Genomic DNA, 25,484 nt, shown 5'->3' on the forward strand with positions numbered 1-25,484 from the left:
TTTCACTATCCATGTTTCATATTTTTTCACTTCTAACGGAAACTCATTTGTTTTCATGCAACTAACAGTACTATTACTCATGTTTTAACTTTTCCTTAACCGCATCATAAAATTTTCGTTCTTCATCAACATTTAAGTAAACACGACTTACTGTTTTAGAAAAGCCGTATAACAACTGCGCTTTCACTGGCTCTTTTAATGTTATTTCAAAAGTAGCAGGTTCTTTTATGAACTCCATAACAGTTGCATCCAATACCTGCTTCCCTTCTTTTGCCGTTAGCAATTCACCCTTGTAGAACGCAATATTATCAATTTGTGTAAATGGCATAACAATTTTCTTTCCTAATCCGATTTGAATGATTACTTGTTCTTCTGTTACGACAAGTGGATTTTTGCGCATCGCTTGTATTTCAGCTATAAAATAAATCATCGCGTATACATTTAAAATAAGTAAAATCCATGCTATTACTGGATTCCACTGATGTAGTAAATAATGAAAACCAATGCTTTCAATTGCTGTTGCGTGAATAATCATGATATACACACCTATAGCACCAGTCTTTTTATGATATGAGTATACAGATTTACCTGTTGGTACTTTTTCACGCCACGATAAAAACGCATAATAGATTAACTTACACTCTGTTAGAATGACATCTATTAACTTACCTCTTTTCATAGTAGCGTCAAACGCTGCATCAATTGCATAAGAAAAGGAATAATTTTCTCTTCTATATTCTTTATATTTTTTTATTATTTTAGGAAGCACTCTAACAATTTTATAGAGAAGGAATAATTCTAGACCTACAAATGCAATTTCAGCCGCAACAATAATATAAGAGATGAATGAAAAAGCTTGTAAATAATCACTTGGAATAATAAATCTTGCAAAAATATAACCAGCTATTACAACAGGAACTATATATGTTAACGAGTATCTTTTTCGAATAATGAAGAAATATGTGATGATTGGAATGACAAACAAGCAATCTAATAATGACCCAAGCACAACTTCTTTCGGCGCAACTGGTACAATTGGAAGGGCATACAATAAATAGTTTGATAGCATAATTAAAGAGACGAGTCCAATCCAAATACCTTTTCGCCTTCGTGATAGTGTAACCTTCATACGTTCACTCCTTTATTTAAAAACCTCATTTAAATGGTCTTTATAAAATGAAATGGCACGTTCAAATTCTTTTACTTCCTCTACTTTCACGACAGTTTCAAGTAATAATTTCATCGCTGATTCGTAATCGTTTACGTTATATTTTGCTAATGATAAAAATACTTTCATCGGAGCGTTCTCTGGAAATTTTTTCACCCCAGCTTCTAATACTGTAATTGCCTTTTCATATTCCCCTATACAACGATATGTACTTCCTAAACCAATATAAGCACCGCAAAGCGATTCGCCATCAAGTCCATTTGCGATTGCCTGCTCATAATACGGAACTGCTTCTGTTTCTAGCCCCATTACATCATGTATCCACGCACACTGATACAGTACTTCTGCATCCTTTGTAAAGTTTGTTAATCCTATAAGCATCTCTTTAGACTGCGCATATTTCTTTTCATTTCTAAGTTTAATAGCTTGCTTTAATAAATGTTCCATAGAATCCACTCCTCACCAATTATTCTGTGTATAGCTCTTGATTGGTATACGCTTCACATTCGTGTAAAAGTAAAATTCCCACCAATTAAAGTTTCGCTTACTTATTACTATGCGGATTCATTCTCATCTAAAAACTTAATTTTAAAAAGCAGTGACACGATTACATAATACCTCTAAGCTTTTGACAATTTCTTTCGCTGTTTCATCTTTCCCATTACACAACTTCCCTTTACCATCCTGTCCAATTACATAATGCACAGCCCCGCGCGAATATAAAGAATGTGGTGAATTCGCAATCATTACATTCGCCCTTGCTTCTTTCATTCTATTTTTTGCTCTTTCAAACAGTTCTTCTTCATTTAAATCACTTTCAAGTTTAAAACCAACAAGTACTGTTTCTGGGTCCCATTCTTTTATTTGTTTTAATACCTTTGGAGCCTTTTGAAAGTGAATAATCGGTGCTATATCACTTGAAATTTTTCCGTTCATATTAAGAACATTACCATCTTGATCACAAATTTTCTCTACAATCCAATCTGATCCAGCCGCTGCCATAATGACTGCATCAACCTTTTCATGTGATATGATACTTTTCATTTTATCTTGTAAATCAACGATTCCTTCAAATGGATGTAATTCTAACCCTCTATGTACATCACTCGGTTTCTCCGCAAAATAACCGTGTAAATATATAACATGTGCCCCTTTAGCTAGAAGTTCTTCTGCGATTATCCTTCCGATTGTACCTTTGGCCATATTCGTATGCCCGCGTACTTGATCCCATTTTTCTAGACAACCACCGCTCGTAATTAATACCTTTTTCCCCTTCATTGTAACCATCCCTTACTAATTTTTCTTACGAAACCATTCTGTTCCAAAGTCAACTATATCACGCTGTTTCATTAGACGACACGTTGCATTCCCTATCTTCCCATTTTTTACAGTTCCTTTTCGCTCAAACTCCACACCAATTTCTACAAACTTCTCAGATTCGTAATCCATTTCAACAAACTCTTTCCACACTCTTTCACCGTTTTCTATAATAGGTGCTCCTACTTGTATTAACTCACATGCACCAGAACGCACCTCGGATAAATGAACAGACGTATTGGAATCATATCCAACACCAATTAATAATACGTACCCGTCTAAATCATATATTTTTCTTAATGGAGATTCTTCTCCAAAGCTCATTGATAACGAATGGTTCATTGTTATTTCTACTGCATGTTTTCCCCATGCAGCAAAACTTCCTAACGGATGATTACTACGTACTACATTCGGATATGTACGAAAACATTCAACTATTTCACCCATTCCCCTTGTTGGGGTTATACGTGAATCAAATGCTGGGACGTTATCTCGGATAATTTGCCACCAGTCTTCCGGTACAGGTGGTCTTGACCAATGTTTCGGATCGGACAAATCCGAAGATTGCGTTGGCATTATTATCGTTCCTTCTTCCGTAACAACTTTCATTAATGCTTCTACTACAGCAACGGCACCACCAGATATCCACCCGATAGAACTTAGTGATGAATGAACGATAATTGTCATTCCTTTTTCGACTCCTAATGCTTTTAAATCTTTTGTTATTGTTTCGATTGTATTTGGAAATTGTGTACTTGCTACTATTTCATTCATTTTCATATTGGTTCCCCCACTAGCCACGTAAATTTAAACTTTTATATAAATATATTATCATATTTTTCTTAATTTTTAACTTAATCATATTCATTACTACAAAAATATGTATATTATTATACTGAAGCCTCAAAACTCTATTAAAATCGTAGATAATGATGAGCGAGAGTTTTTTTGAAATGAAGAAAAATGTAAATCCTATTTTTTCAAACTATACTCCATATGCATATTTTATACTATTTTTCCATGTAACAATGAAGTCTTTCTATCCCTGGATATTTTTCTCCTAAACTTTTAACTTGAAAACCAATTCTTTTATAAAATTCTACCGCCCCATCGTCTGTCTCCGCTTCTATATAAGTCAATTGATATATCCTTACCACTTCTTTAATCATTTGCAGTGCAATTCCTTTTTGACGATAATCTGGAGCCACTGCTATATGACATATGCGTGCTTTAGTTTCTCCGATTATTTCAATACCTAGACAAGCTTTTTCTTCATATTTGTACAAAGTCCCTTTATTACTTTGATAAAATATTACTGCTTTCTTTAAGCTTACTTCATTTGGACCGACGGCATATTGTAGCACATTTAATATTGAATCTTTCTCAATTTGTTTAACACACTGTAAATTCATACTTTCATCCCTTTCTATGAAAAAAGACTAGCTCTTAATAAAAAGAGCTAATCTCATTACGCCGTTATTTTTTCTTCTTTTTTTACAACGACAGCCACATAACTATGAAGTATCATTCCAATAATAACGAGACTCATACCAATCCAAGATAATGATGATGGAATTGGTGCAGATAACCAGATCAACTCTCCTACTAGCGCAAATAAAACTTCACCAGACTGCGTCGCTTCCACTGTTGCTAATTTTTGCGAATCATCTTTCACAAGATCTGTTGCAAAGAAAAATAATACTGTCGCGATTAACCCAGAGCTAACTGCTACAATAAAACATTGAAAAACTTGGCTACTTGACGGTAATCCGCCTGTTGATACTTCGTAACCAGATAATAAAAACCAAAATGGTAAACTTGCTAATGTCATACCGAGTACTCGCTGAAATACATCTAATTCCCCTTTACAAACTTGCATCATTTTTCTATTTCCAAGAGGATACGCAAATGCTGCAATAAGTACAGGAACTACACATAAAACGGTTTCACGAATACCTAATGAAGAAGCATGTTCTACTTGCATGAGAACGACACCGAATAAAATAATGCCCGACATTACTAATTCCTTCATCGGAAGTTTTTTATGTAGTGGATCCACCGCAAAAAATGGTGTTAACAAAATCCCTGCAACGATTGTAATTTGCCATGTTGATGCAACGAGCCAACCTGGTCCGAACGCTCCAGCAAAACTAAGCGGTGCATAAAAGAGACCAAATCCAACGATACTCCACACTAACCATTCTTTCGGATTGTTTTTCATATATTGAAAGAGTTGCTTTAAGTTCCCTCTATACATAACAATAAGTAATAGCATTGGAACCATAAAATAATACCGTAATGATGCACTCCAAATCCAGCTTCCACCTTCTAAGTCCATTGCCCTGTTCAAAACAAAAGTAAAGGCAAAGAAAAATGATGCCAGTATTCCTATAACAATTGCTTTCATTGTAAAACCCCTTGTATTTAATTTTTTATCTCTATGACCTATATTTTAGTATACGCGATGAAAAATCTACATTCAAACTTACATTTCACTTTAGGATGATGAAGGAAGTGTAGTAGATTTACATGGGAATAAAGTGCATTGGTATGAAATCGAGGCCATTACATATCAAAATTTTCAAGGGTCAAAATCTACTTTAATCTCGCCCCACTATACTCACCATGAAAATATACGCATCCGCTATAAAAGATGGCTACCAACTATTGCACATTCAATTTACTGGTTTTCTATTGAGAAACCAAAAGATTATCATAAAAATTTAATGATAGCTTGGGAAGAAAAGCGAACGAATAAAAACAAACGCCTCCTTTAATTATTATTTAGGGGCGTTCGTTCATTCAAAAATTAAAGAATATGTAGTTTATATTCTCTGTATAATTTCCTCAATCGACTTATATGAGCTTGATGATACCGATTATGATCTGCTATATGCCATATTCCCCATCTTATTGTCGCAGTTTCGCCTTTTTCATACAAAACTTCCCGCGTTAAATCAGTTTCTGTTAGTTTCATACATTCTTCATAAAACAATTTTTGCACTGCTTCATAATCTTGCATTAACTCTTGCAATGTGTTTTTTCTTAAACTTGGTAATTCTCCTACTTCATTTAACATAGGACCATATTTATTTTCAAATGCTGGCGGAACATCTTCTCCCTTGAAACGATACACCCAATATAAATCAACAACTGCTAAATGCTGAAGTAACTGCCCAATACTATTTTCATTATTTTCAGACCCTTTATAGGATAGTTCGTTCTCTTCAGTACCTTCGACTAACCTTTGCAATCCATTAAACGTATCAGCAACCGTCGCATACAAAATCGCTACTTGAGGGTCCATTTTTCTTTCTAAATGGAGATCTTTCATACAAAACTTCCTCTCTTAAAAGAACAACACCATATGTTCATCATCACTATACACACCATTCATTTTTATAGCCCTTTTTTCAATTCCGTATGTTTTAAATCCCATTGATTCATATAATCGTTTGGCTGGTTCGTTCGTTGACACAACCCCTAAATTCAATTGCTCTAGCTTCATCTCTTTTGCCCTTTCAATTGCTTTACGTATTAAATCACGTGCAAGACCACTTCTTCGATTTTCAGTATCTACATACATTGCAACGATATGTCCTTTATGCTTATATGCGTCTTTTTCTTCTGTTAATAAAGTAACAACCCCAACTAAACGATTTTCATTATTAAAAGCACCAAATGTAAAACTACTGTTGGATGAAAGATTACTAGCAACTCGTTCAAGAGGGTTTTCTTGACGTACTGCTTCTTCATAAGTCGTTATAAATGCTTCTGGATTTACTTGTAGTGCTTGTAAACGCAACTCCCAATATTTTTTTGCATCCGCTTTTGTAAGTAATCGAATCATTTTATTTTCCCCTTTTTAATTTACATAATATTTTTATAGGTTATTAATTTTTGATTCATACTCTTCTTTTAATATACTGTAACGATAGCGATGAATGAACTTTCCCTGTCTCAATCGATCATTTCTCATTAACCCTTCGCATACAAATCCGGCACTTTCATAACTCTTTTTAGCTTTTGTATTATCTTCATCTACACGTAACCAAATTTTCTCCAATTCAAACTGAGAAAAACCTATTTGTAACATGCTGTTTAGAGCTGCCATTCCAAATCCTTTACCCCAATAGTCTTTATTTCCAATCGCAATTCCTAGTTCAGCATTTTTATTTGTTTTATCAAAATTTTTAAGGTCTACCCATCCAATATGTATACCTGTCTCAGTAACGATTGCCCTTTGTTCATAACCATTTTTTCGGCTTATACAAGCTTCAATCCAGTTTCTCGTATCTCCACGAGTGAACGGAGGATATTGATCTGGTAAAACTAAATGCTTTGTTACATCTCTATCTAATGACCATTGATAGCGATCTTCTACATCATCTAGTGTCAATTCTCTTAATTGAACATATGGTACATTCATTTTTTTCTCCTCTCTTTATTTACCAATAGAAAATCCTTCGAACACTCTTCCACCATACTGTTCTAACGTCTTTTCTATAAAATGAATTAATTCATTTTTCCCTCCCGTTTTATAAAAATGATCAAAAGCGGCTACAAATTTGTTTGCATATTGCTCATCATATCTTTTTAGCACTCTAATAAACCATTTTGAACTCCCAAGCCACTTACCATTTACTCTTAATACATATTCATGTACTAAATCGGCTAATAAATTAGCGATAAACAATTCTTCTTCTCTTTTTGTTGCACCAATAAAGTCATCTAAAGTATCCGTAATAAAATATCGCTTCTGCTTAATCGTTTCTTCGGTCCATTTAGCTGGTCCTTTATGTAGTAAATCATTCGCTTCTTTTTTTAATTTCTCAACAATTTCCTGTTCCCCTTTTAAGGCAATCCCTTCTGAAACTAATTGTGGTAACGACGGCCTCCCTCGATCACAATCCATTTTGAAAAAGGTTTTATATGTTTCGAAATTATGAACAAACACCTCAACAGGCCATCCATTACTATAGAAAGATTCTCTATAGCAAGAAGTTAAACTTTGATCGACTATTACAATGTCAAGGTCAGATGTTTTCGTCGCTTCTCCTCGTGCAACGCTTCCGCCGAGTAAAGCTACATCACAATTCGGAAATTGTAATGTAATTATGTTTTGTGCTGCTTCAATTGGTTTCATAACCGATCCTCTTTTCTTATTTCACTTTCTTTTTTTCAGCTCTTTCTCTCGCTTTTTTTATATAGCTTTCTGCATCTGGTGTTTTACATGATGTTGCACCGTGATCAACCCCTACTTTTCCAATTTCACGTGCAATTTCAATCGCTTGTCGCTCTAAGTCTTCATTACGAATTCCTATTGCGATTAAAGCACTATTCATCGCTTCTTTTTTTCTATTTTTTTCATTATGTATATTTTCTTTAATCTCTTCTAAGTACGGAGAGAAGAAATCATCATGTAACGTTTTATTTTTAATCGCTATATTTGCTAATAAAGACCAGCCAGCTCTTCCAATCCATTCATCATTAGACTTTGTCCACTCTTCCATTCTTTCTATTGCAATTGGCGCAGTACATATAGATGTCATCAGAACATCCATTAAACAGTAATAATCAACACCCTGAATCCAACTATTAAGCTGTTCTGTCGTTATTTTTTTCGGATCTAAAATATAAGTTGCTAATGTCATTGCGTCCATATTTTTCGTTTCCCACAATTCAACTGCTAAATCGTGATCTTTTTTTATCTTCTTTTTTAACAATTTTAAATTCGCAAAACTAACTCCAAATAACGGTTCTTTCGCTCCGTGGTTTTTATACGTTTTTCGATTTTGTTCTGTTCCATATTCCTCTAGTTGCTGCATTACTTCATCAAGTAACATATACCCACCTCTTTATCTTTTATGTTAACTGTATATATGTATGTACGATATATTCTACATTACTTTTTGTTTTTCCTATATTTATTTTTAAAATACGGTATGTGAAATTTCTAAACATTGCACAGCTATACCATCAAAAAACTGTACATGTTAAACATACAGTTTTTTGATGGTATCAATTTTGCGTAGAATAAGATATAAACTACGAAAGAACTTTTAATAAGATGTGTATTTCCAACATGTTTAGAAAACGCTTCAAAATGGTTTACTATCATACTTTTATACCTCCTTCATAAATTATGTTTACTACATTTGTTCTTAGCCAAAATACTTTCTACATTTTAATAACTCTCTCAATAAAAATTTCTTATATAAAAATCCCTACAAACACTGTAGGGATTTATGTCTAAATCATTTTGTTACACTCTATTTCATATGAAAATAGTTTTCTTATTCAGATGCATTCATAAGCACAATTCTCCAACCGTCTGGATCCTCTATTGTGGTTCCTTTCTCTATCCAATACGGGTTTTCAGGTTCTACCTCATGATAGCCTATATTACTTAATCGATTTACTATCTTTTCAATTTCATCTTTAATAGGCATATAAAAAACTAGTAAATTATCTTTTGTCGGTGCCGGACATGGACTTCCATTAACATGTGTAGTAAACTCCAAATGATACTCTTCATCTGGTAAGCCAAACATAACCCCATCATATCCTTCATGATTGTGAAATTCCCCTATACGTTTTAAACCTAATCCTGTTTCATAAAAACTTATCACTTCTTCAAATTTATCTGTTGGTCTTGCAATTCTAAATTGAACCCAATTCTTCATGCAAATCTCCTCCTTTTCATTTTCCAAAGCTTTATAGTAATTAGTATAGGTTACATATATTCCCTTTAACATCCCTCATTAGTGTGAACTTCCTAAGTTGAAAGACCTATTAGTTAATAAACAATAGGACTTTAGTATAAAATTCATATAAAATTAGTTATATAAATATAGAGATGAATTACAAGCTATTACGTATGAAATAGTTCTCCTTGCAGGGCCTTTATATACCGATCAGCAGATCTTTGTACAGCTTTATTCGCATCTTCCACCACACCATGAAATGCATTATATAGTCGACTAAATTGGATATCTTTTACCTTCTCTGCGATATCTCTAACTTTATTCGCTGGTAATGGAATGAGATTGGGATAACTATACATAAAACTTACCCATTTCCGATCCGAAACTACTTGTATAATATCACCTGATAACAAAATACCTTTCCCTTCATTACCGTCTTTCCAATGTATAACAGTTCCACCCTTAAAATGGCCTCCTAAGCGATGCAATGTAAGTTCTTCCGATAATATCAGATGCTCCCCAGACCAAAATTTAATTTGCTTACTCGGACAAACCACCCACTCTTTATCATCTTCATGAATATAAATAGGTACATTGAATGTTTCCGCCCATTTAACTTGTGTAGAGTAATAATGTGGATGAGAAAGTGCTATTGCTTGAATACCACCTAAATCATATATACGTTGTATCGTTTTATCATCTAAATAACTAATGCAATCCCACATAACATTTAGAGTTTTACTTTGTATTAAAAATGCTGTTTGTCCAATCGCAAATTTAGGTTTAGTAGTAATGCTATACAAACCGCTTTCTTCTTTTATTATTTCGTTTTTGTATAAATTGCTATTTTGCATCGTTTCTAATGTTGTCCATGACTGCCCAATTGGATTAACATATTGTCTTTCCTCATTACAAATTTTACAGCGAGAAGGTGCTTCTTCATTTTCGGGATACTGTACTCCACATGTAGTGCAAATATAATTATCCATATTCCCACTCCTTTTTTCATGTAATTGTTTCTTTACCAATATTTTAATAAAAAACAAAAATATTCGAATCAATAATTGGAACGAAAACGAAGTGATACGAAAGTATGATTTGGTGATTGAAAGTTTAAATAATAAAGTTTAAATTCATCCTATTTTTCAAAACTGCAATTGATATAAAATCTTGCATACTTTTGAGTAAACTTTTTTACACTTGTAAAAAAGTTTTTTTGCATTTCCCTACCTATAATTGCTAATATAGTAGAGTAGAACTTTTATAGAGAGAAGGAAAATTATGCACAATGGAATTCGAATGACAACTTTAGTAAAAAGGGCTATGTTAGTTTGTGCGGGGGTATTATTCACATACGAAGTGGCTTTTGGATCAGTACATACTGCTCTAGCTAGTACAGAGGATGAAGCAAAATCTGTTCAACTTGTAAGTGAGATTCAAACATCTCTTGCTCCGAAAGAAGCTCCAAAACATTATAACGGGCAAGTTAGAAAAGTCGCTTATTTAACATTTGATGACGGTCCTGGAAAATACACAGCTGAGCTTTTAGATATGTTAAAGAAAGAAAATGCAAAAGCAACATTCTTCCTAATTGGTTCAAACGTAAAAGCTTTCCCTGATCTTGTAAAACGCGAAGATGCTGAAGGTCACTACGTTGGGATGCACAGTATGACTCATAACTACAAGAAACTTTACACTGAAGGTCATTACGTAGATGAAATGAAGGAAGACCAAGGCTTAATCGCTGGTGTTTTAGGTAAATCACCAGTATTAACTCGTCCATCTTACGGCTCTATGCCAGGATTAAACGAAGCTCTTCGCAACAAAGTTGTAGAAAATGGCTTAAAAGTTTGGGATTGGACAATTGATTCTTTAGACTGGAAATATAACAAAATGCAAGTTGATGCTGCATCTGCTAAAATTGTAGAAAACGTGTTACATGGTGCTACAAATCCAACAGAAGTTATCCTTATGCATGATATTCATCCACAATCAGTAAAAGCAGTTCCTGGAATTATTAAAGGACTGAAAGAAAAAGGATATGAATTAGAAGCATATAATGAGAACGAACACTTCCCATTAAACTTCTGGCATGATAATCGTATGTAATGAAAAGACTTGATTTCCTTTAGCTGGGAATCAAGTCTTTTTATCATTTTGGGAATTACTCCTCGTATATTCGACTCAAACTCCCCTTCTCTAATATCAATAAAAATTCAAAATCACATGTTATACTATAATTTAGTTTAAATAAGTAGGTGCCATATGATCGTATATACAGTACAAACTGAAGAAGCATGGAAACAATTTAAGAAACTTGGTTATTTAGAAGGTAATAAAGAATTCATCGATCCAGACGATGTATATTCATATGACTGGATGGTGCGCGTCGCTAAAACAAGATTGCCTCATTACGAAGGTAACTATCCTATTTGGGTCTGGGAAGCAAATAATTACCCAAATCGAAATCATAAAGCTTGGGGTAGAACAAATTCAAAAATGGTAATTTTAACACTAGATGTACCGAAAGAATGGGTACTATGGAGCTATTTTGACTATTGGTGCTGTGCTATGACTGATGGATCAATATATTTACATACAAAAAATAAGTGTACTTTAGATGAATGGTATACATATATGGATAAAGAATACGGGATAATATTTGATTTCGACTATTTATTATCTCATCCTGATTGGTGTCTAGGTAAAGAGGATTCGTTAGAAAAACAAGGTGTTATCGGCAAAATACCCCTTTCCTTCGTGAAAAAAGTAAGACGTTTTCGTGCTAAGACAGATAAGTCTATTAGTAAAATCCGAAGTGATAACTGGGATAATAGAAAAGAAAACCGCATTAAAAAGATGAATCGAAAATTAAGAAAGCGAAACGATAAACAAAAAAGAATACAAAAGCGACTTATACGAAATTAAAACATATATCAAAATACAGTAAGAAATTATGGATTGAATATACAAATTCAATCCTATTTTTTATATTATCAACACTTTAGCACATATTACTCTTAAGGAGTGATGTGTATATGGATTTTCTTTCAGCCGAATATTTGTCCGCCCTACTTGCCATCATTGTAATTGATTTAGTGTTAGCCGGTGATAATGCCATTGTAATTGGATTAGCAGCAAGAAGATTACCGAAAGATCAGCAAAAGAAAGTTATTATATGGGGAACTATCGGGGCAATCGCGATTAGAGCCCTCGCTACCTTAGTTGTTGTTTGGTTGTTAAAAATACCAGGGCTACTTCTAATTGGTGGTGTACTCCTTATATGGATTGCTTATAAATTAATTGCTGAAGGCAAAGATCATGATATTAAGGCCGAAGAAGGATTTTGGTCTGCTATTAAAACCATTATTATTGCTGATGCGTTAATGGGCATCGATAATGTACTCGCTGTTGCAGGAGCTGCCCATGGTAACTTTTCTTTAGTAATCATCGGATTATTAGTGTCTATTCCAGTAGTCGTATGGGGCAGTACTTTGATTTTAAAATGGGTAGATCGTTTTCCTGTCATCATTACGATTGGAGCAGCCGTTTTAGCTTATACTGCCGCGAAAATGATTGTAGATGAGAAATGGTTCGCTGGATTTTTCGAAAGTAACCCTTTCGTTAAATGGGCATTTATCATTATTATCATCATCGGTGTAGTTTTCTTCGGAAAGGCTAAACAAAAAGCAACAGCTGGTTCTGTCTCATAATGATGGTATATTTACAAATAAAAGGCGCTATTCATATGAATAGCGCCTTTTATTATTTATTTAGCTTCCCCTTCCGGAGTCGTTTTTACCTTCGTTTTGTTTTTATCGCGGTTGTTATAGTTATACTTCGAACGATCTACTGGAGTGAATCCTTCCGGTGTGTAGAATCGTAATAAGTCACCATTCACGACTTGGTCAGAGTATTTTAGTGAGTTTTGAACCATTTGTTCATTTTTCTTTATTTCATCTGTAAATTCTACAGGTTTTCCAGTAGTTGTATCATAGTATTTGCCGTTTAGTGCAGTAACTGTTGGGCTTACGTAGTTACCGTTACGGAACGCAACGACTTGTTTATGATCTGGTGATAATAAATCAGAACCGAATTGAACATAATTCTTTGTATCTGTACCTAGTAAGTGTAATAGCGTTGGAAGAACGTCAATTTCACCACCGTATTGATGTTGTACGCCACCTTTCACTCCTGGTACACGAACGATTAATGGTACACGTTGTAACTGTGCATTTTCAAATGAGTTCATTTCTTTACCCATTACTTTTGACATTGCTGCGTTATGATTATCTGAAATACCGTAATGGTCTCCGTACATAACAATAATTGAGTTATCATATAAACCAGATTGTTTCAAGTAATCGATGAAGCCTTTTACAGATTCATCTAAATAGCGTGCTGTTTGGAAGTACGTATCAACTGATGAATCACCTGTTGTTGCTGGTTCAATCGTTGCTTCTGCCTTATCGATTGGATAAGGGAAATGGTTCGATAACGTAATAAACTTCGTATAGAACGGTTGTTTCAACGTTTGTAATAACGAAATAGATTCATTAAAGAACGGTTTATCTTTTAACCCGTAGTTTACTACGTCTTTTTCATTCATATCGTAGTATGACGCATCAAAGAATTTATTAAAACCAAATGATTTATAAATATCGTCACGGTTCCAGAATGTTTTGTAGTTACCGTGGAATACTGCTGATGTGTATCCTTGTTGTCCTAAAATAGCTGGTGCTGATTGATACGTATTATGAGATTTCGTTGTAAAGACAGAACCTTGCGGTAAACCAAACATTGAATTCTCTAACATAAACTCCGCATCAGATGTTTTCCCTTGTCCTGTTTGATGGAAGAAGTTATCAAAATAAAGTGTATTCGCATCTTTTGTAAATGAGTTTAAGAACGGTGTAACTTCTTGACCATTTAATTTGTAATCAATTAAGAAGTTTTGGAATGACTCTAAATGAATGTAAATTACGTTCATTCCCTTTCCTTTACCGAAATACTCAGGATTTGGACTTGCATAAGTTGATGTTAAATAATTTCGTACTTCTGTCATATTATCGCCATCAGCTAATGCTCGTTCTGTCGATGCTTTCGCACTTTGAATTCCATCATAAATTGTGTAGTTGTATGCACCTAAATATTTCACAATATAATTACGGTCAAACGTTCTTGTTAATAATTCAGGACGGTCAGACTCTGCAAGACCTAAGTTAACACTGAATAATAAAATACCTGCTACAAATACTAGAGATAATTTATGCTTCGCAACACGAATTGGTTTTGGATTTGCAAATTTTGTTGCGACTAACACAATTAATATAATCGTGTCTAAGAAGTATAATGGATCATAAAGATGTAGCAACGCAAGAATACTACCACCTAAATCTCCAAAGTTATTCGTTTGTGTTAATGTCGGGAACGTAATAAAGTCACTGAAAAAGCGATAGTATACTACGTTTGCGTATAAAAGAATCGACAATAACAAATTAATGATAATTAACCAAATATAAGATCGTTTCCCTTTTGCAAATAATGCAAGTCCTAAAAATAGAACTGCTGAACTAAGCGGGTTAAAAAACAGCAAGAATTTTTGAATTGTGTTTGAAATTCCTAAATTGAATTCCGTTACATAAGCTGCATATGTTTTGAGCCACAATAAAATAACGGCAAACAGAAAGAATCCAAAATGATTGCTTAACACGCTTTTGCTCTTTAATAAGAACTGTTTCATTTCTCCACCTCTTTTGATCATCCAAGGCTTATTTTTTTATAAGTCTGTCTCTCTATTCAAATTTTCTTCTTCAAATAGATTATCTTTATTTAACTATATGAAGAATATTAGTAATTATAATTTGAAGCTAGTATTTATTCAACTATTTCTTTCTAGACATTTTGACCTTGGTTTCTATTTAACAAAATAAATTTGTAACATTTCCTGTTTTCTCCCAAGATTCATCCACTAATTATGACACCCCATACTATATACCTTTATAAACTCATTCGCAAACTATTCTATCTCCAAATTTGGTACATATTTCACATGACAAAATAATACGATTTGATTATATTACTCCACTTACATTTCCCTTCTTCAACTAACTCTTTAAATCTTAAAGTCATTACATCCCTTCATACATGAAAAAATTCTCCTGTTCATTAATATTATATTTGAATAATTATTCATTTGACCGACCAGCGATGTTACGTTTTCTCGACAAAAAAACTCGCTCTAAAAAGAGCGAGTTTTTTCATTATATATTATTGACCTTTGTACATTGCATCTACTTGTTTTTGAAGTTCCTCATTTTCTAAGAACTCATCATAAGTAGCCTCTTTATCGATTACACCGTTTGGTGTTACTTCGATAATGCGGTTTGCAATTGTTTGCACGAACTGATGGTCATGAGATGTGAATAAGATTGTACCTTTGAATGCAATTAAACCGTTATTTAATGCTGTGATTGACTCAAGGTCTAAGTGGTTCGTTGGATCGTCAAGTGTGATTACGTTCGCACCACTTAACATCATTTTAGATAACATACAACGAACTTTTTCGCCTCCAGATAATACAGAAACGTTCTTCTTAACTTCTTCACCTGAGAATAACATACGGCCTAAGAAACCACGTAAGAAGCTTTCAGACTCATCTTGTGGAGAGAATTGACGTAACCATTCAACTAAGTTGTAATCACTGTTCTCAAAGTACTTAGAGTTATCTCTTGGGAAGTAAGATTGAGAGGTTGTAACACCCCATTTGAATGAACCGCTATCCGGCTCCATTTCACCCATAAGAATTTTAAATAATGTTGTCATCGCAATATCGTTACGGCCGATAAATGCAACTTTATCACCTTTATTTAAAGTGAAGTACACATTATCTAACACTTTTTCACCATCAATTGTTTTAGAAAGACCTTCAACAGTTAATAAGTCATTTCCTACTTCACGCTCAGGTGTGAAGCCAACGAATGGGTAACGACGTGATGACGGTCTAATATCATCTAATGTAATTTTGTCTAATAATTTTTTACGAGAAGTTGCTTGTTTCGCTTTAGAAGCGTTTGAACTAAAGCGTGCAATGAAGTTTTGTAACTCTTTTACTTTCTCTTCTTTTTTCTTATTAGCATCTTGTGTTAATTTTAAAGCTAATTGGCTTGACTCATACCAGAAGTCATAGTTACCAACATAAAGTTGAATTTTACCGAAATCAAGGTCAGCCATGTGCGTACATACTTTATTTAAGAAGTGACGGTCATGGGATACTACGATAACTGTGTTTTCAAAGTTCATTAAGAAGTTTTCTAACCATTGGATCGCTTTTAAGTCCAAGTGGTTGGTAGGCTCATCTAATAATAGAATGTCAGGTTGACCGAATAAAGCTTGAGCAAGTAATACTTTTACTTTCTCTGCCCCAGTTAATTCTGACAATTTCTTATCATGAAGATCTTCACCAATACCTAAACCTTTAAGAAGGATTGCAGCTTCTGACTCAGCTTCCCAACCGTTAAGCTCAGCGAACTCACCTTCAAGTTCAGCAGCACGCATACCATCTTCATCACTAAAGTCTTCTTTCATGTAAATAGCATTTTTCTCTTGCATTACTTTGTAAAGTTGCGTGTGACCCATAATTACTGTTTCTAATACTGGGAACTCTTCATATTCGAAATGGTTCTGTTTTAATACTGCTAGACGCTCACCTGGCGTAATATGTATGTCACCTGTTGATGGTTCAATTTCCCCAGATAAAATCTTTAGAAATGTAGATTTACCAGCACCGTTTGCTCCGATTAAACCGTAGCAGTTACCTGGCGTGAATTTTATGTTAACATCTTCAAATAATTTGCGATCCGCGAAACGCAAACTAACGTTACTTACTGTAATCATTTGTGTCCTCCTACTAATACCGCTTATTTCAGCGTTTTCTCACCGATTGTCTTAAGAAATCGCATATTACGACTCAATTATTGTAGACTATAGCTATTATATAGTAGAAGCTGGATGAATAGCAACGGTTGATTGCTATTCCTTTCTTTCCAAACTCGAATAAAACCTTTGTTTTTAATTAGATTAAAGTTACATACACGTTTTAAAGAGGATTCATTTTGAAAAAACATTTATAATTGGAGCATTATGTTTATCAATTGAAATAACACAATAATTTGTATGCATTTCGCATTATAAATAGCAAACTAAAACGCTCAGAAAATATTCTGAGCGTTTTCATTTCCTTCTCCAACTAAAGCACCAGGTAGTGTAAAAAGCTATTTCACCATTTGTATTGTTAACTTATCTTTTAACATTGACCTATATGAGTCAATTTCATATTTTGTATTATTGATTTTTTCTTTTTTCATTTTTAACATATCGAATATTTCTAACTCTAAATTCCTTCTAGCTTCAAGAACTTTTATCGCTCCTTCTACCCCTGAATGGTTATGTTCTTTCCCATAGCCTTGGTTCGTGTAATAGTCGACAATTCCTGTGGACCATTCTGGATTTCTTTCTTTTAATGCCTTCCTAAATGAAAATTCAAGATCATCTTGTTCTACATAAAATAACATTGGATTTAAATTCTCTATGATTTTTGCAACTTTCATTACATAATTTATTATTTTTTCTTTTTGTTCACCGTATTTAATCATCCCAATTGTTAATGGATTTTGTATGAAACAACATTCAAAAATATAAACCTTATTATCTTCTAGAGCAATTTCAGCAAAGTCATTCCATTTGTCAGCAATTAATTCAACATTTTTATCGAATGGCAATTCATATATATCGTTTTTAAAAATATCATTACATAATTCGTCCGAAAACTGGTCACCAAACTCATTTTTTATCTTTCTGTATGGTAATAAATAATTGCTTCCTTTTTTTAAAACTCTTTCAAGAAGCACTTCTTTAAAATCTCCACTGTTAGATACTAATCTATCGAATTCAAATTTATTAAAACAAGATACACCATCATAGTCGGCGGGGTGATTCAAATTCCCCTCTAAAAATAGTTCAACTTCAATTTTATTTTGGCTTAGAATTTCATTTATTAACTTTGCAGTGGTCGATTTTCCAAATCCAGGTAAACCTTCTACTATTATTAGTTTTGTATTCATATTTATAAATCCCTTCCTTCAAAGTATTTAACCAAGATTTAAAAAATTACTTACTCCACTGCAATCACTCCTTCAAAATACGATATTCAACATTTCCTTTGAAAAATCCTTCTTAAAGTAACCTGACCGTTAGTTTAAGAACATTTTTTTCACAATCTCTATCATTATTTTAACATAAATTCCCATTTACCTTTTAAAAAAGAGAGTCCACCATTATTTGAGTGAACTATCTAAAGTAAATTATATCTTTTAAATCAAATACTTTGTCAGTAATCCCCAATCGTTGCGCTGGTGTTTTTACTGTTTTCTTTTTCTCTTCCTTTGCAATTTAACTAGATAAAAGTACTTAAACAATGCAATAACAATTAAAAAAGGGATGCTAAATCATATGTGATTTACATCCCTAATTTGTGTGTTATTTTATATGTTCTCTCCCATAACTGAAACAGTTACTTTTAAAAGGGGATTCTTTTATTTTCTTTCACTTAATTTCTTTGCATAATTCTTCATTTTACTCGTTAAACCTATTAAAGCAGGTAACAATATTGGCATCACAATGATAGCTAATAGTAACAACGCAACGCCAACTACGGATGCTACTTGTATAAGCGTTAATACACCTGAAGGGATTAATGCAGCAAATGTACCACCTAAAATAAGTGCCGCTGATAATACGACTCCTCCGATATGACGAGAAGCAGTTACAATTTTCGTCGCTGGGTCCCCTTCTAACTCATTGTATCTCATCATTACAAAAATACTATAATCCACTCCTAAAGCGACAATCATTATGAAACTAAAGAATGGAACATTCCAGCTTAATGAATCTACATGTAAAATATGCGTACTAATTTGTTCACTTATCCCTAATGATGCAAAGTAAGCTAATAGTAACGATCCAATAATAAAGATGGTGTTTAATAATGAACGTGTAATCACAATTAATACAATCGCGATTCCAATTAACATAATTGTAGCTGTACGTAAGAAATCTTGCCCAGTTACTTCTTTTAAATCAACGTTTCTAGCTGTCGTTCCTCCGATTGCTGTTTTCGCATGATTTAATTCCGACCCCTTCAAAGTACCATCTATTGTGTTATTGATTTCTTGAATAATTGGCATCGCTTCTTTTGAATACGGATTTACGTCTAAAATGATTGTCATTTTAGCAGTCTTTCTATCATGTGACATGTACGTATTCAAAGCTTTTTGGAAATCTTCTCCCTCCAAAACTTCTTTTGGAATATAGAATTTCTCAGAGCTTTTTGATTCGTTCAGTTCTCCTAAATATTTCTGAGCATCCCCTAGGCCATTACTTACCTTTTCAAGGCCTTCTTTACTTTTAGTTAGTCCGGATTGTAATTGACCCATCTGTTCTTGCAAGTCTTTCAGTCCGGTTAATAGCTGACCTTGCCCATCGTTTATTTTCGTTAATCCGGTTTGTAACTCAGATGACTTGTTCGCAATTTGTTTTGAACCTAAAGCACCTTCATTTAATCCATTTTTAAGATCAGCTGCTCCTTTTTGTAACTTAGTAACTCCATTGTTCATTTCTTTTAAGCCATTATCCACTTTCAATAACGATTGATTCGCTTCTTTAAATGATCCCATCGCCGCATTATGCTGCGCTTTCAATTTATTTAATTCATTTGAAAGCCCACCTAATTGCTTTTGAGCCTCTTTAGCAATTCCTAACGTCTGCAGAATGTTAGGATCATTTGCTAATTCTGGTTTCGTTTGAATGAAATTGGTCATTAACATTTCAATTTGTTCATAACCTTTCTTCGCACCGTCAATCGCTTGAGAAATACTTCCGAAGTATTGATCGTAAGAACTTAAACCTTTTTCTAACTGTGTATAGCCAGCATGAAGTTGTGAAGTTGCTTGAGATAATACACTTATATTTTCATTTACTGAAGTTAACCCACTCTCAATTTGCCGCGCACCTTGTGCTCCGTCATTTATGCCATTGGATAGTTGATTTAAAGCTGTTCCTAATGCTGATACACCACTTTTCGCTTCATTTGTTCCATCAATTAACTTTTGAACGTTCGCAAGACTATTTGAGTCCTTATTCCCCATCTTATCTTTCGCAGTAGTTAATCCATCATTAATTTCCTTTATACCACCATTGGCATCTCCTAAACCTGTATTTAGTTCACCCGCTTGTTTATTTATATATAGTTCTTTAATCCTATCACCAGTTGGACGTGTCGGTGAATATACTTCTGAAACACCTTTTACTTTCAAAATCTTATCAGTTAGTTCATCTAAAGTTTGAAGCGAACTCGCCTCATCTAACTTGTTATTCGATTGAATGACTAACGTACTTGGTGAAGAAAAACCAGGTGGAAAATGTTCTTCTATTACGTTAATCCCCATTTTCGACTCATATTTATTGTCTACTTCAAATAAATCGTTGTAATTAAGTGTATTAGAATACTTTGATATGAAAGGAATTGATATCACGAATACAATAATTAAAGCTACAAATGGTCTCACTACTGAGTTATTCGCAAAGAATCCCCATAGACGACTGTCTTCATGACCTTTAAATGTTTTAACGGGATAAAACATCCCTTTTCCTAAAAGCACCATAAAAAACGGATTTAACGTAGTTAATACTAGTAATAAAACTGCGACACCAATTGCTACCGCTGAAGTAGATTGATATAGTTTAAAACTCGCTAAAGCAAGAGATGCAAAACCAATTAGTACTGCTATCCCGCTATATAAAACGGTTTTCCCTGCCGATTTAAATGTTTCTTTCGTAGCCAAAAATGCGTTTTCTTGTTTACTTAATTCTTCTTTAAATCTCGTAAATAATAAAATGTTATAGTCTGTTCCAACCCCAAACAGGACAACAACGACAAACACTTGTGTAAAGTTAGAAAATGGAAAATTAAATTGATCTACTAAATGAGCAATAATCCCCATTGAAACTAAATATGATACCCCAACAGTAAGAAGAGAAACAATTGGAACAATAGGTGAACGGAATACAATGATTAATATTACAAGAATGAAAATGATTGAAATAACTTCAGTCTTTTTCACTCCCTCTTGAGAAGATGTAAGGAAATCTCCTGCTATTAAATCACTTCCTGTTAAGTACGTTGTTACCCCTTTCGTTTTCACTTTATTATGAAGGTTATTTGTAACTTTCGATATTTCACCATGCTTTTTATCTATCGATATTTGCGTTAAAATAGTCGTATTATCTTTAGAAACTAATTGTTTCTCTAATTCTTTATTATCTAAATGTGAAACAACTTCTTTAATTCCTAATTGTTCTTTTTCATTTTGCAAAGCGTTGATTGTTTTTATTATTTCCTCTTTTTGCTCAGTCGTTAAAGCTGTTTTACTGTCACTATTAAAAACAACTATAATGTCATACTTTTCTGTCCCGTCTTTATCCATTTCTTTTATCATTTTGTCAGCAATACTACTTTGTTCTGTATTAGGAATCGTAATGTGCCCTTTTTCTTTCACTAATTTATCCATATTAGGCATCGTTACGATCATTGTAATGGTAATAACTATCCATAATAGAAAAGATAAACTTCTCCAATTTTTCAGCTTGCTCATTTGCATCATCTCCCGCGATTAAAATTTACGTTAGTTACGGAATGAATATTCATTCCTATTATTCTATTACATTATTTTGTAAACTCTATTAAACTAGTCTTTCCGGAATGAATATTCATTCCTTTAGTTGCACAAATACCCTCTCCTACTCTCATTTTTTAATTCTATTTAGGAATGAATATTCATTCCTGTCCTTATAAAGCTATAGAATCAAATGATTCTAATAGCGTTCCAAGAGCTTTCTTCCAATTCTTTTACTAACTCTTTCGAGTATTCTAATTGCCCTGTTGCAATTACTTTCGTTAATTTTTCTAACGGTTGATATACAATAATAATTAAAGCAACTGGAGGCAATGGACGAAGCAAACCTTTTGCGATTCCATCTTCAATAATATTCATAAAGAAGCCTATAAAATCGTCAAATATTTTCTTACTCTGCTCATCAAGAAAATAACTATCACAGTGAGAATTTGTAAATAAAAAAGCATCCACATTGTTTCTCGCAAATTCAAATAAACGGTTATACGTATGACTAAACTGTTCACGAATATTTGCTTCAACAGGAAAATCCGTTTTTATCATTTCAGAAAGCTGTAACATACTTTTTGAAAATAATGAGTTAACAAGCGCCTCTTTATTTTCAAAATAGCGATAAATAGTACCCGCACCGACATTTGCTTTTTCAGCGATCATTGGAATTGTCGTACCATCGTAACCACGCTCTGCAAAAAGTTGCATCGCAGCATCAAAAATATCCTCTTGTTTGTTTTTAGCCATTTTTTCCACCTCTATTTTCAGGAATGAAAATTCATTCCGTTTTTAATTATAAATTACAGGGAATAAAAGTCAAGTGCGTGACAACGTATAGTTGCGATTCTATTCTCTTGTATGTGAATAAAATTATATCAGCGATTTTCAGGATATATCAACTTACCGACAAAAATTAATACAATGAGATGGAGCTATCCCAAAATTTTGTTCGAAACAACTCCATCTTATATGCAAATTAAAAGAAATCATAAATAAACGACTTGCGCACTGGTACTACATTCTCAAATGCCCGTATTTCCTCTTCGCTTCCGCTAATTAATTCTAATTCATTTAGTTCTAATGGGCGTTTGTATCCAAGCAGTATTGTAGATAGTGCATTTATATCTAGGTTGATCCCTTTATCCATTGGTTCTTCTATAATTGCTATTTCATAATTTGCAAGTCTCACCGATACATTATTCCACGGTGCAAATGAATCTGTAATATGTAAAATGACTTCTTGTTGTACATTGTTCCAGTTTAACTCATACTGTTTTAAGAACTGCTCTACATCTACAATTCTTCCCATAAAATATGGTTTTATTTCTGTTTTCACACGTGGTTCTTGCAATGTATATAACAACTGTTCGTTTTCACTTACTGTCATTTCAAGCTCTTTAATCATAGAATCATGCTGGCAAATAAAATTCCATAGACCATTTCGTGCTTCATTATGCAGTGGTACAAATTCTTCTACTGTCATTTTATAGTTTTCTATTTTGTATAACATGTAACCTGCTGCCTTTTTATTTTCATCATAGTAAATCGCTAATGTTAAATCATCATAAACCGCTTGTAACCACCAGTTCTTCTCTCGAACTAACATACATGAAAAACGTTCTGCAAATGCTTCATAGAGCTTCTCGACTTCTTTTGGATGATTTTCTTTATTAAAACGTTTCACAGTACCATTTACTTGTTTTTTCATCACTAAATCGCTCTTACTTATATGACATTTGAGTAGATTCGCACAAAGTTCCCAGCCGTATTTACGGTAAAATGAAACAGCAAATGGGTGTAACATAGAGACTGTATAGCCATCTTTTTTCATTCTTTGAAGTGAATGTTGAAGTAGCTCTTTTACATACCCACTTCTTCTGTACTCTGGATACGTCGCTACTCCTGCAACGCCACCCATTTTAAATTTTTCTTTACCTATGTAAATATGAAACGGGATGAGGTGTAGTTTTGCAGCTAAGTCTTTCCCTTCCATAATGCCGTATATTTCATGACTTTCCTTCATTTTTGTAAGTTGCTGCTGTAATCGTTCCTCATCTACTTTATATTGAAAAGCGTATTCTGATAAACGTAATGCTTCTCTGAATTTATCTTCTTTTAATTGTATGACATTCATATAATTCTCCTCCATTCCCTTTTTGAATTGTATCATAATTCTCACTATTATAGTTCGGTAAGTGAAATTACAAGGGCGTTTTAACAAAAAAGCAGATACATCACGTATCTGCTTTCCACCCTTTTTATTTAGCTAACTTTTGAAGTTCGTCAAAGAATGTAGGATATGATACACCTACTGCTTCTGCATCTTCAATAATTGTTTTTCCTTCTGCTAGGCAGCCAGCAATTGCAAGCATCATTCCGATACGGTGATCACCATAACTATTTACTGTATTGCCTCTTAGAGCTGATTTTCCGTAAATGATCATACCGTCATCAGTTGCTTCTATGCGAGCTCCTAGTTTCGTTAACTCAGCAACTACTGTATCAATACGGTTTGTTTCTTTTACTTTTAATTCGTGTGCATCTTTAATTACTGTAATTCCTTCTGCTTGCGTTGCCGCTAATGCGATTACAGGAATCTCATCGATTAATCTAGGGATAATATCTCCGCCAATTTCAATTCCTTTTAATGAAGATGTTTCGATTGTAATATTTGCAGCTGGTTCTGATGCCCCTTCGTTAATTAGGTCTACAGTGAACGTAGCACCCATTTTTTCTAAAACATCAATAATACCTGTACGGGTTGGATTCATTCCTACATTTTGTAATACTAGTTTACTATTTGGGATGATTGCACCTGCTACTAAGAAAAATGCTGCTGATGATACGTCACCGGGCACTTGAATATCTGTTGCTGTTAATTTTTGTCCACCTGACAGCTTCACTGTTTTCCCTTCGCGAGTTACTTTAACACCAAATGCTTCGAGCATTCTTTCCGTATGGTCGCGTGAAATATGTGGTTCTGTAACAGCTGTTACACCTTCTGCACGAAGACCTGCAAGTAAAATAGCTGACTTTACTTGTGCACTTGCAACAGGAGAAATATATTCAATTGCTTTTAAATCTCCGCCACGTATTGTTAACGGTGTAAATGTTCCTTCTTCTCGGCCGTCTATGTTTGCGCCCATTTGTTTTAATGGGTTTGTTACACGCTTCATCGGTCTTTTTGCGATAGATTCATCACCTTGTACGCAAGAGAAAAATGGTGTGTTAGCTAATATACCTGACATTAATCGGATTGTTGTACCAGAATTACCAACATCTAATACAGCTTTCGGTTCTTGTAAACCTTCTAATCCTTTACCAACTACAGTAACCTCATCACCGTTTTGCGTAATTTCTACTCCCATTTCTTTAAAACATGAAATCGTACTTAAACAGTCTGCACCGGGCAAGAAACCTTTAATTGTTGTTTTCCCTTCTGCAATAGAACCGAACATAACAGCACGGTGTGAAATGGATTTATCACCTGGGATTGTAATATTGCCATTCAATCCGTTATTAACAGGTTGTATTGTTCTTTCTTTCACGTTT

General features: G+C 33.7%; 22 protein-coding genes and 1 pseudogene. 3 read left to right on the plus strand and 20 right to left on the minus strand.

The features are described from left to right. Positions 1-73 precede the first annotated feature (73 nt). The 13 genes and pseudogenes from ACTFRU_RS02785 to ACTFRU_RS02845 all read right to left on the minus strand — a co-directional run bounded on the left by ACTFRU_RS02785 (position 74) and on the right by ACTFRU_RS02845 (position 10,181). On the minus strand, positions 74-1,129 hold the full coding sequence (locus ACTFRU_RS02785) for a hypothetical protein (protein ID WP_290101081.1): 1,056 nt from the start codon (positions 1,127-1,129) through the stop codon (positions 74-76). Positions 1,130-1,141: 12 nt separating this feature from the next. Then, a complete protein-coding gene (locus ACTFRU_RS02790) occupies positions 1,142-1,615 on the minus strand; it encodes a tetratricopeptide repeat protein (protein ID WP_290101082.1) in 474 nt (157 codons plus the stop codon). A 141-nt stretch (positions 1,616-1,756) separates the two neighbouring features. After that, the gene (locus ACTFRU_RS02795; protein ID WP_000676726.1) at positions 1,757-2,446 is read right to left on the minus strand and encodes a phosphopantothenoylcysteine decarboxylase domain-containing protein; all 690 of its coding nucleotides are present in this window, start codon (positions 2,444-2,446) and stop codon (positions 1,757-1,759) included. 15 nt (positions 2,447-2,461) lie between these two features. Continuing rightward, entirely contained in the window at positions 2,462-3,265 is an 804-nt protein-coding gene (locus ACTFRU_RS02800; protein WP_000783346.1) for an aminoglycoside N(3)-acetyltransferase, read from the minus strand. Positions 3,266-3,495: 230 nt separating this feature from the next. Beyond that, positions 3,496-3,897, minus strand: a complete 402-nt coding sequence (locus tag ACTFRU_RS02805) for a GNAT family N-acetyltransferase (RefSeq protein ID WP_290101083.1) — start codon at positions 3,895-3,897, stop codon at positions 3,496-3,498. Positions 3,898-3,953: 56 nt separating this feature from the next. Further along, complete coding sequence (locus ACTFRU_RS02810) at positions 3,954-4,892, minus strand: DMT family transporter (protein ID WP_290101084.1); 939 nt, start codon at positions 4,890-4,892, stop codon at positions 3,954-3,956. Positions 4,893-5,294: 402 nt separating this feature from the next. Continuing rightward, the gene (locus ACTFRU_RS02815; RefSeq protein ID WP_290101085.1) at positions 5,295-5,819 is read right to left on the minus strand and encodes a DinB family protein; all 525 of its coding nucleotides are present in this window, start codon (positions 5,817-5,819) and stop codon (positions 5,295-5,297) included. A gap of 15 nt (positions 5,820-5,834) precedes the next feature. Continuing rightward, positions 5,835-6,335: a GNAT family N-acetyltransferase gene (locus ACTFRU_RS02820; RefSeq protein ID WP_000620314.1), complete on the minus strand. Its 501-nt coding sequence runs from the start codon at positions 6,333-6,335 to the stop codon at positions 5,835-5,837. A 33-nt stretch (positions 6,336-6,368) separates the two neighbouring features. Continuing rightward, positions 6,369-6,914 (minus strand): GNAT family N-acetyltransferase, encoded by a 546-nt coding sequence (locus ACTFRU_RS02825; protein WP_001102490.1) that lies wholly within the window; start codon positions 6,912-6,914, stop codon positions 6,369-6,371. After that, positions 6,871-7,631: pseudogene (locus ACTFRU_RS02830) on the minus strand (nucleotidyltransferase domain-containing protein). Before ACTFRU_RS02830 ends, ACTFRU_RS02825 begins: the two are co-directional and overlap by 44 nt. Positions 7,632-7,647: 16 nt before the next feature. Next, on the minus strand, positions 7,648-8,331 hold the full coding sequence (locus tag ACTFRU_RS02835) for a DNA alkylation repair protein (protein WP_290101087.1): 684 nt from the start codon (positions 8,329-8,331) through the stop codon (positions 7,648-7,650). Positions 8,332-8,781: 450 nt separating this feature from the next. Further along, entirely contained in the window at positions 8,782-9,171 is a 390-nt protein-coding gene (locus tag ACTFRU_RS02840) for a VOC family protein (protein WP_290101088.1), read from the minus strand. Between the two features lie 188 nt (positions 9,172-9,359). After that, positions 9,360-10,181, minus strand: coding sequence for a hypothetical protein (locus ACTFRU_RS02845; protein ID WP_290101089.1), 822 nt, complete (start codon positions 10,179-10,181; stop codon positions 9,360-9,362). 292 nt (positions 10,182-10,473) lie between these two features. Here ACTFRU_RS02845 and ACTFRU_RS02850 point away from each other — a divergent pair, with 292 nt between their 5' ends. The 3 genes from ACTFRU_RS02850 (at position 10,474) to ACTFRU_RS02860 (ending at position 12,905) form a co-directional block, all read left to right on the plus strand. Next, on the plus strand, positions 10,474-11,301 hold the full coding sequence (locus tag ACTFRU_RS02850) for a peptidoglycan-N-acetylglucosamine deacetylase (RefSeq protein ID WP_000551452.1): 828 nt from the start codon (positions 10,474-10,476) through the stop codon (positions 11,299-11,301). 156 nt (positions 11,302-11,457) lie between these two features. Next, positions 11,458-12,120, plus strand: coding sequence for a DUF3841 domain-containing protein (locus ACTFRU_RS02855; protein ID WP_290101090.1), 663 nt, complete (start codon positions 11,458-11,460; stop codon positions 12,118-12,120). A 110-nt stretch (positions 12,121-12,230) separates the two neighbouring features. Beyond that, positions 12,231-12,905 (plus strand): TerC family protein, encoded by a 675-nt coding sequence (locus ACTFRU_RS02860; protein WP_000346930.1) that lies wholly within the window; start codon positions 12,231-12,233, stop codon positions 12,903-12,905. Positions 12,906-12,961: 56 nt separating this feature from the next. Here the strand turns inward: ACTFRU_RS02860 and ACTFRU_RS02865 are convergent, their stop codons facing one another. The 7 genes from ACTFRU_RS02865 to aroA all read right to left on the minus strand — a co-directional run bounded on the left by ACTFRU_RS02865 (position 12,962) and on the right by aroA (position 25,480). Beyond that, positions 12,962-14,935 (minus strand): LTA synthase family protein, encoded by a 1,974-nt coding sequence (locus ACTFRU_RS02865; protein ID WP_440037447.1) that lies wholly within the window; start codon positions 14,933-14,935, stop codon positions 12,962-12,964. Between the two features lie 527 nt (positions 14,936-15,462). After that, positions 15,463-17,088, minus strand: a complete 1,626-nt coding sequence (locus tag ACTFRU_RS02870) for an ABC-F family ATP-binding cassette domain-containing protein (RefSeq protein ID WP_000633864.1) — start codon at positions 17,086-17,088, stop codon at positions 15,463-15,465. A 377-nt stretch (positions 17,089-17,465) separates the two neighbouring features. After that, positions 17,466-18,314 carry a hypothetical protein gene (locus tag ACTFRU_RS02875; RefSeq protein WP_290101091.1) on the minus strand — a complete coding sequence of 283 codons (849 nt, stop codon included), beginning with the start codon at positions 18,312-18,314 and terminating at the stop codon, positions 17,466-17,468. Positions 18,315-18,785: 471 nt separating this feature from the next. Then, the gene (locus tag ACTFRU_RS02880; RefSeq protein WP_440037448.1) at positions 18,786-21,902 is read right to left on the minus strand and encodes an MMPL family transporter; all 3,117 of its coding nucleotides are present in this window, start codon (positions 21,900-21,902) and stop codon (positions 18,786-18,788) included. Between the two features lie 210 nt (positions 21,903-22,112). Next, positions 22,113-22,679: a TetR/AcrR family transcriptional regulator gene (locus tag ACTFRU_RS02885; RefSeq protein WP_001107309.1), complete on the minus strand. Its 567-nt coding sequence runs from the start codon at positions 22,677-22,679 to the stop codon at positions 22,113-22,115. A 229-nt stretch (positions 22,680-22,908) separates the two neighbouring features. Then, complete coding sequence (locus tag ACTFRU_RS02890; RefSeq protein WP_001100926.1) at positions 22,909-24,066, minus strand: GNAT family N-acetyltransferase; 1,158 nt, start codon at positions 24,064-24,066, stop codon at positions 22,909-22,911. Between the two features lie 124 nt (positions 24,067-24,190). After that, a complete protein-coding gene (aroA, locus tag ACTFRU_RS02895; RefSeq protein ID WP_440037449.1) occupies positions 24,191-25,480 on the minus strand; it encodes a 3-phosphoshikimate 1-carboxyvinyltransferase in 1,290 nt (429 codons plus the stop codon). Between the last annotated feature and the right edge of the window lie 4 nt (positions 25,481-25,484).

Source organism: Bacillus cereus group sp. MYBK220-1 (genome assembly GCF_051916445.1).
GTDB classification, from domain to species: Bacteria; Bacillota; Bacilli; order Bacillales; family Bacillaceae_G; genus Bacillus_A; species Bacillus_A cereus.